The sequence below is a fragment of the Corynebacterium diphtheriae genome (assembly GCF_001457455.1).
Taxonomy (GTDB): Bacteria; Actinomycetota; Actinomycetes; order Mycobacteriales; family Mycobacteriaceae; genus Corynebacterium; species Corynebacterium diphtheriae.
In genome coordinates, this window is the sequence record NZ_LN831026.1 from 90,426 (window position 1) to 104,188 (window position 13,763).

The following is a 13,763-nucleotide window of genomic DNA, read 5'->3' on the forward strand; positions in this document are numbered from 1 at the left end:
TCAGTTCACAGCCTCATAGGAATCCTGGGTAATCACCACACCCTTGCCATCAGGCCTGCTGATTTTTATCGAATCCGGTGCCGAGGTATCGATCGTCCACCCCGACTGCGGATCACCGACCACATAGCGGTGCTCTTTACCCAAGTGTGCGAAGCCCTGATCTCGCACCGGTGGCTGCTTACCCGTTGCCGACACCGCAAACGGCTCCGCCTGGACTCGCACCGTGGTGGCTTGCTCGTGGGCACCTTCGGTGTTTTTCCACGTGGTAACAAACTGCAGCGGTGAACACTGGGCTTGGGCTGGGGTGAAATCACAAGCAAGGTCTACATCGCTGCTAAGGGCTACCACATAGCCGCCGGGCTGAATGGTTTCCGGTGCCGCCTGCTGGACCGATCCAGCCGACGAACAACCACACACCCCCAATGCCACCGCGGCAGCAATCGCGGTAGTAGTTACAGTGCCTTGAAAAACGGTAGTCAATCTCACGGTGCTCACCTCCACAAGCTTGGTTACCTCCGAGCGTAGTGTGTAACCACGAACAACGCTGACAGGGCACAGAAGACGAACAAAGGACAACACCCCCATGGATCTAGGACTAAGCGGCTGGGCGATACTCACCTTTGGGGCGGCCGCCGCCGGTTGGGTAGACGCCGTCATTGGCGGCGGTGGATTGATCCTCATCCCCCTCATCATGGCCGTAGCCCCAGGACTGCTCCCAGCAAATGCGCTGGCCACAAACAAATTTGCGGCAGTCACCGGAACATTCTCCGCGGCGGTAACCCTCGTGCGCAAAGTGGGCGTAGATACCTCCCTCGCGCTACGTATGATCCCCGTTGCGGCCGTGTGTTCGGGAGTGGGTGCGCTGATGGCGGCGTCGATAAGCAAAGATGTAATGCGGCCAATCGTTATCATATTGATGCTTATCGCCGGCCTCTTTGTGGCGCTTAGACCCGATTTTGGCCAAGGAAACAGCGCTCACAAACCATGGGGACGCGCCGTAGCACTCATCGCCGTTGCCGCCATCGCAATTTACGACGGCATCTTCGGGCCCGGCACCGGGATGTTCCTCATCATGGCGTTTACCGCCTTGCTTTCCCAAGACTTCATCCGCTCCGCAGCCTTGGCAAAAGTCATCAACACCGCCACCAACATTGGCGCCCTCTGCGTCTTCATCGCCGCGGGCCACATCCTCTGGAAACTCGGCATCATCCTCGCCATCGCCAACGTTGCTGGCGCACAACTAGGCGCACGCACCGTCCTCGGTGGTGGCACCCGCCTCCTGCGCGCAGCCCTGCTCACCCTCGTCGTCGTGATGAGTATCTACCTGGCACAACAACAGTGGTTCAACGGATAGCCAACGGATCCTCCGGCCACGGATGCTTGGGGTAGCGTCCGCGCATATCGGAACGAACCTGCTGGTAGGGGCCCGCCCAGAAACTATCCAACGTGTCGGTCACCGCAAGCGGGCGACCAGCAGGCGACAACAAATGAAACTGAAGCGGGCGGCCGCACACAATGGGGGACTCCAACAGGCCAAAACAGTCTTGAAGCCTAGTGCTCAGCACCGGCCGGTCGCCAGCATAAGAAATACGGGCGCGGCGACCATTAGGCAACTCGAGTACAGCAGGTGCCAGCTCGTCGAGGCGGGTGGCCTCCGGCCACGGGAGCAAGCGCTGGAGTGCGGGGTAGAGATCGATTCGGGCGGCTGGGGTGCCGGCGGCCAATGCTGCGATCTCAGGGCCAAGCCACAAGGTGGGGTCGGCTGCATCAACATCCGGCCACGGTTCACCGTAATACTCGTGAAGATGTCGGAGGCGATCGCGCAGCTCGGTGGCCTTATCGGAGAACGTAAACAGCTCAAGGCCATGGGTGCGGATACCCTCGGCTAGTGCCTGTTCCGCGAGCTCACCCTCAACTTTCACATTGGTTGTGCTCAATGTTATTGCGCCGGAGTGGCGAATGCGCGTGCCCCGCAGGGAGCCGTCGACAAGCGTAGCCTCAGTGCGCTCCGCAACGCCGATGATGTCCACAGCAGCGGCCTCACTGATAGGGGCAGCCGAGCGGATAACACTGCCACGATGTGTGAGAGACGCCTGCGCCACCGCAAGCCACTCATGGCCAGAAAGACTAGAAACCCCCAGCTCAGCACGGGAACCGCCTGCCATAAGATAGCTGTCGCCATCGCGCCGCGCCACATTTTTAGGCCACGCCCGCGCGATCGCTTCCCCTGGTGTGCACTCAGAATCAGGCACGAACCCCGCTAACCGCGCCACCTCGCGGGTAAAACGCTGCTGATGAGACATCGCCGCGATTGCACGAGGAATATCCCCACGGGCATCAAGACTTAGCGCCGCAATCGTCGGTGCAGCCCCGCCACCACAATGCAGCAACGACGCACCCAGCCGAGGATCCGTAGGCAACGTAGCCAGCGTGCGACCAAGTTCGGTGATCTGGCCTGCGGCGTTGAGTGCGCCGATGTCGCGCAATGTATCCACGGCCTGCTCCCATGATTGCTTCGGGGGCGTGCTCAGCAGCGGAAACTGGGCGGGATCAGTACAACCCCACGCGGTCAAACACAGTGCCGCTTGGGTGAGATCGGCGGAGCGGATTTCTGGGGTGACGTGGTCGGGGAAGTGCTGAAACTCCGCCGCCGAGTACAGGCGGTATACGGTGCCTGGCCCTTCACGACCAGCGCGTCCCGCACGTTGGTCTGCTTGTGCCTGGCTGGTGCTGGTGGTGACCAGGCCGGTGAGGTCACGGGCGCGATCGCGTTTGGGAACACGGCTTAGGCCGGCGTCGACAACAATGCGCACGCCTGGCACGGTCAAAGAGCTTTCGGCTATCGACGTTGCCACCACGATCCGCTGCCGACCAGCGCGCAGCGCAGCGTCTTGCTCCGAACTAGTCAACTGGCCATGCAGAGGATAAACCGGCACGGATGTGCGCTGCTCTAAAGCGGAAACCGCAGTGGTCACGGCGGCAATGGTGGGGAGGAATACAAGGGCGGAATCCGTGGAGTGCGCCACCGCACGCTGGGTAACTGTGCAAACATGATCCATGTATGAGCGGCTCAGCGCTATGCGCTCGGCAGCAGGCTGATAATGCAGCTCCAAGGGGTGAATCTCCGCGTGGGTTTCCACGATAGGTGCTGGGTGTTCTGGGCTCAGTAGCTCAGCAAAGCGCGGGGCATCGACGGTTGCGGACATCGCGATCACCGTGAGGTCGTCGCGAAGCTCTCGTAGCTCAACAAGCATGCCAAGGACAAGGTCGGTGTCGAGTTGGCGCTCATGGACCTCATCGACCACCACGGCAGAGACTCCGTCGAGCTCCGGATTAGAAATCAGCCTGCGCAACAGCACACCTGGGGTGACAAACTCCACGAGATCGCCCCGAGAACGCTCGCCACGAATGGTATAACCCACACGATGTGTACTCGGCTGATCGCAACTGCTCCGGTCGAGCTGTTCAAGGTGATGGGCGGCAGCACGAACAGCCACCCTGCGCGGTGCCACCACGATCACCTTGCCGCCAGTTACATTGTGCGCAATGGGTGGTACAAGGGTGGTTTTACCTGTGCCAGGTGGGGCTTGCACCACCGCCATGCGATGGGTGCGCAGGGCGTCGATAAGCGTCGTGGTGGACTGTGCGACGGGCAGACCGGCGCCGATAACAGAAAGATTAAAGCTCATAAGTGGTGTGAGGATTAGCGGTGCGTATAACTCGGGCGGGGTTGCCGTAGGCGATGGTGACCCCTGCGGTGTCGAGGATGGTCACTCCGTAATTGATAAAAGTATCTTTGCCAATGGTCGTGTTAACACCATATTCAATGGTCAGAGGCTGTCTGATCGTGCAGTCCTTACTGGCGGGGCTGAGGATCAACCGGCGGAGGCGATCAAGCTCCTCGGTATGCGTTGGGTGAGTGGCGTTGTAATCGAAAACCAACTCGGCGGTGCGAGCTATAGCCTGCGTGATCTCCGGCGATACTGGGATATGCCACCGTTGGGCGCGCTGGTCGGCCATCGTAGCTAGGGTATGCGGATCTAAGCTCATGATGGCTAGGTTAGTGGGTATGCCAGATCTTTTCAGTGATAGCGGTTGGGTAGTGGTGAGCTGTCACGGGCGCTGCGCCCTGGTCTTGTTCACCTGCCACGTTGGATGGGGTTGGACCAGCAGTTCGCCGTGGTGCAGCAGTGCCGTGAGATTGCGCGCTCGGTGGCAGGTACTCCGCTTGCGATGCACCGGCAGCAGTGGGCGTATGGCACGATGAGCGCCTATTTGATGTCCTTGGGGTTGCACTGGGAATACCGCACCTACCAGTATGTTTCTCAGTGGGGTGGGGTGGCTGTCCCGCCTATTCCTGTGGAGTTTTCGGCGCTGGCGCATGAGGTGTTGTGCGCTGCTGCGGGTGTTGACGACTCCCTTGCCGCGTGGGTGGATTCTTATCGCATTGATGCGGCTTTGGTGAATTATTATCCGCCGGGTGCTGGGATGGGGATGCACCAAGATGCGTTTGAGGATTCCCGTGCACCGGTGGTGTCGTTGTCTATTGGAGATTCGGCGGTGTTTCGGGCGGGCAATGGTGTGAATCGGCAGCGTCCGTGGCAGGATGTGGTGTTGGGGAGCGGGGATGCGGTGGTGTTTGGTGGACCGTCGCGAGACATGTTTCATTCGGTGGTGCGGCTGCACGAGGGCACGGCACCGACGCGATGTGGGGTGTCTCAGGGGCGGATAAATCTGACATTTCGGCAGGTAAAGCTATAGTTTACCCCTGTTTTACCCCCGCGTGTTGGAGGGATGTTTTAGCCTCGCTGTCATGAACGGTATGGATCTTATTTCTTGTGATGATGGTCGGGTACGCCCTGCATGGGCGGTGGGGGATGCGCTGTTGCGTCATTATTACGACTATGAGTGGGGCGCACCGGTTCATTCGGAGTCGGGGTTGTTTGAGCGATTAGCGCTAGAGGGGTTCCAGTCGGGGTTGAGTTGGCGGACGGTGCTGCAGAAGCGCGCTGCTTTTCGGGAGGTTTTCTGGGGGTTTGATGCGGATCGGGTGGCGGGTATGACGGAGGCGGATGTGCAGGCTTTGCTTGTCGACGCCCGCCTGATTCGCAATCGGCGCAAAATCATGGCGGTGGTCAATAACGCTCGTGCTGTGATTGATCTGCGTGAGCATGGTGGCTTGGATGAGGTGTTGTGGTCGTTTGCGCCGGCGCAGCATACGCCTCCTCTTACGGTGGCGGATATCCCTTCGCAGACGGTGGAGTCACGGGCGATGGCTAAAGAGTTGAAGCGTTGTGGCTTCCAATTTGTTGGGCCTACCACGTGCTATGCCACGATGCAGGCGGTGGGGATGGTAGATGATCGCCCCCGTGGCGCGTCGCCACTTCTCGTGGAAAGCTAGTGCCATGTCGAATCAACATGTGGTTAATGAGAAAAAGATTGCGGTTGTTACCGGTGCTTCCTCGGGTATTGGTGAGGCTGCCGCGCGTGCTCTTGCGGCCGATGGTTGGCATGTGATCGTAGCGGCACGACGCAAACACCTGTTGGATGTTCTGGCTGCTGATATTGCCGGTACAGCGATTGAACTTGATGTGACAAGCGATGAGTCCGTGGCTGCGTTTGCGGCGCAGATTCCGCGATGTGACCTGCTGGTGAATAACGCGGGAGGCGCATTAGGGCTTGATCCCATTGCCCAAGCAAACCTTGAGGATTGGCAGTGGATGTATGACACCAACGTGTTAGGCACATTGCGGGTAACGAGGGCTCTGCTTGATGTGTTGAGCAGCAGTAATGGTCTGATTATCAACATCAGTTCGATCGCCGGTATCGCGCCCTATGCCGGTGGCGCTGGCTATAACGCTGCGAAGTTCGGGGTATCGGCCATGGATAAGGTCATGCGCATTGAGTTCCAAGAACGAGGTATCCGTGTGGCAGAAATCAACCCAGGTCGGGTGCATACTGATTTTTCACTGGTGCGGTTTAAAGGTGACCAGCAGGCAGCCAATGCCGTCTATGAGGGCAAGGTGAACCTCACCGCGGGCGATATTGCGGAAACGATCCGGTGGGTGGCCTCGTTGCCTGCACACGTCAACATTGACCGGCTTGTGATCACCCCACAGGATCAGGTGATCTAGCTCTATCGTTATGACTCTTTCGGTGTTTGGTGCACTAGCTGCCGTGTGGGCTGCAGCAATTACGCTGCCTGGCCCAGACGTGCTGCAGATTGTGCGCATGGGTACTAAGAACCGGCACTTAGGCATGTGGTGTGCGCTAGGTGTGATGACGGGTAACACGATATGGATTGTGGGATCCCTGTTGGGGTTTGCGGCAGTGTTAGCTGCTAGGCCAGAGATCGTGCACCTTATTCAATTAGTTGGTGGGCTTTATATCGCGTGGATGGGTGTGTCCTCTGTGCGGTCTGGGTGGCAACGAATCTGTCTAATCCCAAAGCCGTGGTGTTTTCTCCTCGATATTCGCGCAGTTTGTCAACCCCAATATGGGGGCTATGTGGACTATTGTGATAGCAGCGTTTCCGATCGTTAGCGGTCTAGCGTGGTTTATCGGCCTTGCATGTGCCGTGAGGATGGTAGCCAGCGCTTTAATACGTAATAGTGCATGGATTGATCTTGGTGCGGGCGTAATTTTCCTCATCATTGGCGTAATCATGGCCGTTGAAGGAGTTGCCGGAATTGTGGGGTAAGCCACTTTAATCCTTTTGATGTGTGCTAGTCTGCGGCACAAGAGAGGATGCACTGCACCCGCAGCGTGCCCCGTCCAACGTTGTCTATTCAAGAGGAGAACACACGCAATGCGTACACCACACCGTCAAGGACACACACGCTGGACCAAACTCCCACTCGTGTTCGCAGTAGGAACGCTCAGTGCCGCCATGCTGGCAGCCTGCGGATCCGACACCACAACCGACACCACCGACGGCTCCGCAGGACCTTCTAGCCCAGCAGCAGCCTCGGCCACACCAACCACCACCGACGCACTCTCAGGGCGAATCGTCGGCGCCGAAGACGCCCCCGAAGGCCTCACACACGAGGACTTCTACGCCATGTTCGGCTCCACAGAAGAAACCCCCAAAGACACCATCAACCCACCAGAATGTGAACCACTGATCTTTGACAGCCACACCATGTTCAACTGGGGATCCCAAGCCCGCGGCACCACCGCAGTATCCATGTACAACAGCGCCGACGGCGACCAAACCGCCTTCATCAAAATCGAAGAAGACGCAGCAAGGCCCGTACCAGACGCAGGTGCCTGCGCCACCGTCACCACAGAAAACACCTCAACACTAGGAACCTCACGCACCACCTACGCCATCGCACCAAAAGAACTCCCAATAGAAGGCGCAGACACCGTCGTAGCCGTTGACCAAAACCTCCAGGGCTTAACCCTCGACGACGCTGATATGAGCGGTGCGCGCGCCGGGGAACGCACCACAGTGGTCATCGCGCAAGCGCACGGACACACCATCACCGCAGTGGGAACCGGTGATATTCCTGACCAAGTGATCACCGACTTGGTTAACAAACAAATCCACAAACTTGCCAGCTAATAAGCTGCGTAAGCCAACAATTGCTACGACAAGGAGATACCCACGATTGTTGCCACGACACCTACTGTTGAAGGCCGCACCATCGCAGAGATGGTTCGCCGTGCAGCCGACTTGGGGGTGTTCCTATATAGGTTGTCAACTCCGTGGGTGAGATTGTGAACTGCTCCCCTTTAGTTGGACTGAGAAATCAGACACCGACTAATAGGGAGTGTTTCTATGAGCACACGAAGTTTGGGTTCAGAGGGTCGTTGCAACACTTTCATCCGAAAGAGGTTGCTCATGGCATCATCCCCAGGCCCGTTCCACAGTCTCACCGACGCTGACAAGCATCGCCTGACTGAACTGATCACAGCTGGCAGTAGTGTCCATGCTGCAGCACGCCTCCTCAACGCCAACTACCGGCATTGCTTGAACTATTCCCATCACAACACATTGATTACCCCACGGCGGCAGAGCACGGTCGTCCCACAGCAACGCGCTGCGTTTCTCACCCAGATCAACAACGAGAACACCTCCATCCGCCGTGCAGCCATCGATACCGAACTGTCTTTGTCAGTGGCCTACCGCCTAGCGCGTGACACCGGCCAGCACACCAGACGCAGCCGCTACCAACAACGTGTTGATTCAACCAACCTACGCCTGGAGTACCTACGATTGCGGCTTGCCTGCCTGTCGCAACGCGACGCAGCCACCGCGGTAGACATCGGGCGTCGCACTGCCTATGACTTCGACCATGGTTTGTCGCATACTGGCTCCACACGCCGACGGTTCATCCCAAACGGCCCTCATGCCAAGGCGTATAACACGTGTATGACCACGCTTGCTGCCCGCCATGATGTCATCGAAGAAGGCCGTCTACCGGCCCCAGCGCTACCCACACGCATTGACCCCTACAAACCTATTAACCGCAGGTACTTAAACATCGAAGATCGCATTCAGATCGCTGACCTGTATCGGGAAGGTCATTGCCCGGCGTACATCGCCCGAGTGATGGGGCAGAGCCGCTCGACGATCACCCGGGACTTGCGCCGAAATCTGTTGTCGGCGGGTTGCGGGCACAATGGTCACCGGAGGAAATTTCGAGTCGAATTCGCCTCGACTATCCCGATGATCAGGAGATGCGCATGAGCCACGAAACCATCTACGACGCGTTCTACCTGGATGCGAAAGGAAGACTAAAAGACCTTGACCTGCAACTTCCCACTGGGCGTAAGAAACGCCGGCATCGTGGTCGTTGCCGCAGTGGCCAAAGCACCGATCGATTTGTTGACGCGATGACCATGATCGATGACCGACCACACGACGTTGAAGAATGCGTGGTCCTTGGGCATTGGGAAGGAGATCTGATCTTGGGCAAAAACAACCAGTCAGCAGTGATCACGCTGGTGGAACGGGTCAGCCGGTTCGTGGTCCTTGGCCGTCTACCGAGCAATCACACCTCAGCTGAAGTCACGCGAGTGCTTAAAGACATCGTTGGTCGGATTGATCAATCCATGTGGTCGTCGATTACCTGGGATCAAGGATCGGAAATGGCTGGGCACAAACGGTTTAGCATGGCTACGAACGTTCCGGTCTACTTCTGTCATCCCGCATCGCCGTGGGAGCGGGGAACTAATGAAAATACTAACGGTCGGTTGCGTAGGAACCTCCCGAAATCCCAGGACCTGTCGGTCTACAGTGCACAGGATCTGGAAATGATCGCGAATATCCACAATCACAAACCGCGTAAAGCGCTGGGATGGCACACGCCCGCTGAAGTTATGGCAGATGTGCTTCGTGTGGAGGGTAGTATCACCGGATAATTAGTCGTTGTTGCAACGACTCCTAGAACCCAAGAAAGAAGTCACGAGGGGAAGCAACAACTGCCAACCAGCTCTTGACGAGAACACGGAAAAGGTTGGGGTTGCCCTTCCTAAAACAGAACGCTATCCTCAAGGGTGTGGAGTTGATCTTCGTTGAGAGATGAACATCAACTCGGCCCGCACTGTAGCTACTGGCAGGTGCGGGCCATTTTATTTCTTCTGGGGAGCTGCATAGATAATCGTAGAGTGCGGCTCTAAGTAGGTCTCGAAGTAGTCCCCGGTTTCGTTTCTGCCCTTGTGTGTAATCTGACGTCGGTAGGCCATACAAGTTATGTCCGGAGCCCATAGAAGCTGCTCATCGGATGGGCTAACCCAAGCTACGCCTACCTCACGAGGAAAGATGCCCTCCTGCCTGAGCCTCCTAACCAGACGCCGATCCCGATTATCGTCAACTCGTCTTAATCGCTTTTCGAAGATGAGCCCTGCCGGAGGATTATCGCGTGCGCTCCCGTAGATGTGCTCTACCAGAGACCTTAAGCAATCTCCCCTAGCCTGCTCAAGGGCTCCCCCAGACTGCAGGGAAATTTCAACGGAAACAAGGTGCTTGTCTCCCCAGGAGTCGAGCTGCTTCAGCATCTCGACGGTACGGTACTGACCTTCAGAGGTGCGGAGTTCATCTGTTGTGTGCCAATAATCCTTCTCCGAAATATCGCGAAGAGTCTTTCGGGTTCCCTCAAGATCCCCATAGCTAAGCTTCACTGCTGCCAAGATATAAAAGGACCCGCTCTCGTATTCGTCAGGCACCGAGTACGACTCATCGAGGTAAAGAAAGGCGTCATCATCAGACGCACCACCGTACAGCCTCACCAAAGATGGGTGTAGATGCTCTTTCATGACATCCTCCTCAGATGATCTACCTAGCTTGATTGATTCCTCCAGAAACTAGGTTACTGGCCGTAGGCCACGCTCAGATAACTCAGCACACCTCTCGGTGCGCTGGAAGCGCCACTGCCCGCGAAAGCAAGGCCCTAGCAACTATGGGGCGCAGGGATGAACAGAAGGCCGAACAACGCTGGAAAACAGACCCTAACGGCGACTACGCACAAGGACGCAGAAGCGCTCTTCAAGCAGCTAATGCAAAGAGAGATGCAAGGCGAGCTGCTCTCTTCAAAGGTGAAAATGGCCATCTTGGAGGCCAGAACCCAGGGGGTGCCGACCCCTCATCCAAGGAGCTAGCGGACACCTTGGGAACCTCAGTTAGGCGGATTCGGCACACGGGTTCCGGTTACGTAGTAGTTCGCGTGCTTTGGCCTTCACTTTGGGGTGGCTCGTCGGCTGCTTGAGTGGCTGTGGCGAGCCCTTGATTCTTGCCCGTATAACCTGTAAGCATGTTTACATGAGTGGTTCGGTGATTAGCTTGCGTATCGATGACGAGCAGAAGCGGCGTTTGGATGAGCTGTCGCGACGTACGGGGCGGCCGTGTTCGTTTTATCTTCGGGAAGCGTTGAGTGCACATCTGGCTGATCTGGAGTATGTGTATCGCTTGGAGGAGGAGGCTGCTCAGGTTCGTCGCGGGGAGTTGGGAACTGTGCCGTTGAGTCAGCTGGAGCGCGAGTGTGGCTTGGGAGATTAGTTTTTCTCCTCGGGCGGTGAAGTCGTTTAAGAAGCTCGATACGGGTGAGCAGCGGAGGGTGAGTAAGTTTCTGCGGGAGGTTGGCGCCCTTGAGGACCCGAGGTTACGAGGTAAGGCATTAACAGCCAATAAGTCGGGTTTGTGGCGCTGGCGTGTGGGGGACTATCGGATTATTGCTGACATTGTGGACGCGCGTGTTGTCGTCGTTGTGGTTGACGTTGGGCACCGCTCGAAGGCCTACGACTAACCTCCCTTGGTCCTCGCCTCCGTCGGGTCCACCGTTTTCCATCACGCGACAGAGGCGGGGGTTGTAGATTGTGGGCTTGAGGGGGTGCCGAGGCCATAAGCGGCCGCACCGGTTAGACTGATGTGCATGCAAGCGCAGGATGTCACGATTCGTGATCAAGAAATCAAACTCGGTCAGTTTATTAAGCTCGCCAACCTCGTAGAAACCGGCGGTGCCGCAAAAGAAGTTATCGCCGAAGGCCGCGTCACCGTCAACGGTGCCGTGGATACCCGCCGTGGCAAAACGCTTCGCGACGGCGACGTTGTCTGCATCGGCACCGCCTGCGCCCGCGTAGTCGCAGGCGCAGCAGACGACGATGACTACTTTGATGAAAAGACCGCCAACGATGACTTCGACCCAGAAGTCTGGAGGAACATGTAATGCCCGCATTTCAAGCCGAGCCAGGCATGCCCTACTGGATTGACCTGACCACCAGCGACCTGCGTAAATCCACATACTTCTACTCCCACGTACTGGGCTGGGAAATTGAAGAATTTGGTGCCGACTACCACCTTGCCCGCGTACAAGGCCTACCAGTAGCAGGTTTTATCAAACGGCCAGAAAACCATCAGCAGCCCGATACCTGGGTCACCTACTTCATGACCGACAACATCGCCGCTGATTGTGCAGAAGTAGAAAAACTAGGCGGTCGGGTACTTGCCGACCCCATGGAAGTCCGACTCGGACAGATGGCACTGGTCGTCGACAACGCCGGCGGCCTCTTCGGCCTGATCCAACCCGCCGGCGAAGATGCCTTCATTGCGGCCGGCGAACCTGGCACACCAGTGTGGCATGAGCTCACCGCCACCACGAACTACACCAAGGCAGTAGAGTTCTACCCAGCACTTTTCGGCTGGGCAACAGCCACCATGGACACCGACGGCTCCTTCGAATACACCACCGCCCAAGTAGATGGCGGTGCCATTGCGGGAATCTTCAACGCCGAAGGCCAATTCCCACCCCAAGTACCAAGCTTCTGGCAAAGCTACCTCGGCGTTGCTGAGGTAGACGCCGCCGTTGCAGCGACCGTGGAATACGGCGGCAGTGTTATCCGCGAACCATGGGACACCGAATTCGGTCGCATGGCGATCATCGCAGACTCCACCGGCGCCACCGTCACCCTATGCGAAGCACCGGAGCCAGTAGAAGAAGGCAACGAGTCCGATCCACTAGAAGGCATCGACCTCAGCCAATTCGGCCTCTAGCCGTCATGGGCACTGATTGCTCGCAGCATGTCCCGCTCAGCGATCTCACTGAGCGGGTTCTAGCAGATGTTGACACCATACCCAGCGGCGCAGTGACCACCTATGGTGACATAGCGCGCCGCGTGGGGTGTGGCGCCCGCCATGTCGGCAGCATTATGCGTCGATACGGGGCGCTGACCGCCTGGTGGCGCGTCGTGCGTGCCGACGGCACCCTAGCGGTCGCCGACCGCGCCATCGAACACTGGGACCGCGAAAATATCGCGCACAATGGAAAACGCGTGGACCTATCCCAGTGCTACTACCAGCCATAACCGGTGAATCTACGCGCTGTGTTGCGCTGCCTGATGAGCAAAAAATTCCGCCACGTCGCGCACCCGTTGACGAGCCACCTCTGGGGTAGAAACCCGATGCTCAGAGACGTATTCTTGCACCCTGACCTGCTCCGGCTCCTCAGCCCACGGGTAATGCCCTGCGATGGTATCGTTGCTAGCTACCTGCATAAGCGTTGGTGGGAACTGTGCCGCATCAGGGAAACTAATACCCCCAACAACCTCAGGTGGCAGCCCCGTGAGATCAAGATGCGGGAAAGTTAAAGCCTGAGCATCCCAAAGCGAATGCGTCAAGGTGGTCAACGCTCCACCGGAGGAGTATCCCCAGGCAAACAGCGCGGTGGGCTGTTGATTGTCACGCACCCACTGGGCGGCCGTGGTGACCGTTGCAATGACCTGTTCCAAGGTGTGCTCTGGCACCAGCGGATAATCTAGGTCCAAGAAGGTAACACCGGAGAGGTTGGCTACAGCAGCAACCTCGGGGCGCCACGCATTATCGAGCGCCACGCCCGAGCCCTTCCACCAGCCGCCTGGGTGCAAAGAAATAGCCCAAGCGCCACTGGGGTTGGCGGGGCGGATGATCTGCCCGCCAAGTTCGGGAACATCTTCGGTGGTCACGCCGTCGATAAAGGCAACACCTGGCATGGTGTGGTCGAGAGCGGAGCCAAGCATGAGCATGCACGCATGGGTGATCCGGTCGGGCAGGCGGGCGTCGAAAGTGTCGATGGCCTCCTTATCGCTGGGGTTATCCGACCACGGTGGGTTCTTCGCAGGTGCCTCATAGTGGGCGGCGATATAGGTGGAGAGCTGCTCTAATTGCTGCTCGGGGGTAAGGATGCGATCGTGGCCGCCGATGAGGAATTCTTCACGCTCGCGGCGTTCTTCTGGGCTGATATTCGATGTATCCGTCATGTTTTTCATCCTACGCGTGTTGGGGATCA

17 protein-coding genes and 1 pseudogene are annotated in these 13,763 nt (G+C 57.7%); 13 read left to right on the top strand and 5 right to left on the bottom strand.

Annotated elements, in window-relative coordinates:
- The gene (locus tag AT687_RS00470) at positions 1 to 585 is read right to left on the bottom strand and encodes a hypothetical protein (RefSeq protein ID WP_014318463.1); all 585 of its coding nucleotides are present in this window, start codon (positions 583 to 585) and stop codon (positions 1 to 3) included.
- Here AT687_RS00470 and AT687_RS00475 point away from each other — a divergent pair.
- Positions 584 to 1,354, top strand: coding sequence for a TSUP family transporter (locus tag AT687_RS00475; RefSeq protein WP_014307773.1), 771 nt, complete (start codon positions 584 to 586; stop codon positions 1,352 to 1,354). The two genes, AT687_RS00470 and AT687_RS00475, sit on opposite strands and share 2 nt — an antisense overlap.
- On the opposite strand, the gene hrpB is transcribed toward AT687_RS00475, so the two are convergent.
- Together hrpB and AT687_RS00485 are read right to left on the bottom strand one after the other, a co-directional pair.
- Entirely contained in the window at positions 1,344 to 3,689 is a 2,346-nt protein-coding gene (hrpB, locus tag AT687_RS00480; protein ID WP_014318464.1) for an ATP-dependent helicase HrpB, read from the bottom strand. The two genes, AT687_RS00475 and hrpB, sit on opposite strands and share 11 nt — an antisense overlap.
- Positions 3,679 to 4,050: an LbetaH domain-containing protein gene (locus AT687_RS00485; protein WP_014318465.1), complete on the bottom strand. Its 372-nt coding sequence runs from the start codon at positions 4,048 to 4,050 to the stop codon at positions 3,679 to 3,681. The genes hrpB and AT687_RS00485 overlap by 11 nt, the downstream gene beginning before the upstream one ends.
- A gap of 19 nt (positions 4,051 to 4,069) precedes the next feature.
- On the opposite strand from AT687_RS00485, the pseudogene AT687_RS00490 reads away from it, so the two are divergent.
- From AT687_RS00490 to AT687_RS12870, 7 genes and pseudogenes are all read left to right on the top strand, one after another.
- Positions 4,070 to 4,761, top strand: a pseudogene (locus tag AT687_RS00490) (alpha-ketoglutarate-dependent dioxygenase AlkB family protein).
- Positions 4,762 to 4,813: 52 nt separating this feature from the next.
- A complete protein-coding gene (locus AT687_RS00495; protein WP_003850103.1) occupies positions 4,814 to 5,401 on the top strand; it encodes a DNA-3-methyladenine glycosylase I in 588 nt (195 codons plus the stop codon).
- Positions 5,402 to 5,405: 4 nt separating this feature from the next.
- Positions 5,406 to 6,134, top strand: a complete 729-nt coding sequence (locus AT687_RS00500; protein WP_003850105.1) for an SDR family NAD(P)-dependent oxidoreductase — start codon at positions 5,406 to 5,408, stop codon at positions 6,132 to 6,134.
- Positions 6,135 to 6,144: 10 nt separating this feature from the next.
- On the top strand, positions 6,145 to 6,543 hold the full coding sequence (locus tag AT687_RS00505) for a LysE family translocator (protein WP_003850107.1): 399 nt from the start codon (positions 6,145 to 6,147) through the stop codon (positions 6,541 to 6,543).
- Positions 6,544 to 6,808: 265 nt separating this feature from the next.
- Complete coding sequence (locus tag AT687_RS00510; RefSeq protein ID WP_003850109.1) at positions 6,809 to 7,567, top strand: hypothetical protein; 759 nt, start codon at positions 6,809 to 6,811, stop codon at positions 7,565 to 7,567.
- A 279-nt stretch (positions 7,568 to 7,846) separates the two neighbouring features.
- Positions 7,847 to 8,695, top strand: a complete 849-nt coding sequence (locus AT687_RS12865) for a helix-turn-helix domain-containing protein (RefSeq protein WP_003850110.1) — start codon at positions 7,847 to 7,849, stop codon at positions 8,693 to 8,695.
- Positions 8,617 to 9,369, top strand: a complete 753-nt coding sequence (locus AT687_RS12870; protein ID WP_227889257.1) for an IS30 family transposase — start codon at positions 8,617 to 8,619, stop codon at positions 9,367 to 9,369. Before AT687_RS12865 ends, AT687_RS12870 begins: the two co-directional genes overlap by 79 nt.
- Positions 9,370 to 9,579: 210 nt before the next feature.
- Here the strand turns inward: AT687_RS12870 and AT687_RS00525 are convergent, their stop codons facing one another.
- The gene (locus AT687_RS00525; RefSeq protein ID WP_014302723.1) at positions 9,580 to 10,263 is read right to left on the bottom strand and encodes a hypothetical protein; all 684 of its coding nucleotides are present in this window, start codon (positions 10,261 to 10,263) and stop codon (positions 9,580 to 9,582) included.
- 502 nt (positions 10,264 to 10,765) lie between these two features.
- Here AT687_RS00525 and relB point away from each other — a divergent pair.
- The 5 genes from relB (at position 10,766) to AT687_RS00555 (ending at position 12,804) form a co-directional block, all read left to right on the top strand.
- Positions 10,766 to 11,002 (top strand): type II toxin-antitoxin system RelB family antitoxin, encoded by a 237-nt coding sequence (gene relB, locus AT687_RS00535; RefSeq protein WP_003850117.1) that lies wholly within the window; start codon positions 10,766 to 10,768, stop codon positions 11,000 to 11,002.
- Positions 10,986 to 11,249, top strand: coding sequence for a type II toxin-antitoxin system RelE family toxin (locus AT687_RS00540; RefSeq protein ID WP_014302726.1), 264 nt, complete (start codon positions 10,986 to 10,988; stop codon positions 11,247 to 11,249). Before relB ends, AT687_RS00540 begins: the two co-directional genes overlap by 17 nt.
- Positions 11,250 to 11,375: 126 nt before the next feature.
- A complete protein-coding gene (locus AT687_RS00545; protein ID WP_014302727.1) occupies positions 11,376 to 11,669 on the top strand; it encodes an RNA-binding S4 domain-containing protein in 294 nt (97 codons plus the stop codon).
- Positions 11,669 to 12,493 (top strand): VOC family protein, encoded by an 825-nt coding sequence (locus tag AT687_RS00550; protein WP_014301205.1) that lies wholly within the window; start codon positions 11,669 to 11,671, stop codon positions 12,491 to 12,493. Before AT687_RS00545 ends, AT687_RS00550 begins: the two co-directional genes overlap by 1 nt.
- A gap of 5 nt (positions 12,494 to 12,498) precedes the next feature.
- Positions 12,499 to 12,804 carry an MGMT family protein gene (locus tag AT687_RS00555; RefSeq protein WP_003850125.1) on the top strand — a complete coding sequence of 102 codons (306 nt, stop codon included), beginning with the start codon at positions 12,499 to 12,501 and terminating at the stop codon, positions 12,802 to 12,804.
- Positions 12,805 to 12,813: 9 nt separating this feature from the next.
- Here AT687_RS00555 and AT687_RS00560 read toward each other — a convergent pair whose 3' ends face one another.
- Positions 12,814 to 13,734: an alpha/beta hydrolase gene (locus AT687_RS00560; RefSeq protein WP_003850127.1), complete on the bottom strand. Its 921-nt coding sequence runs from the start codon at positions 13,732 to 13,734 to the stop codon at positions 12,814 to 12,816.
- Between the last annotated feature and the right edge of the window lie 29 nt (positions 13,735 to 13,763).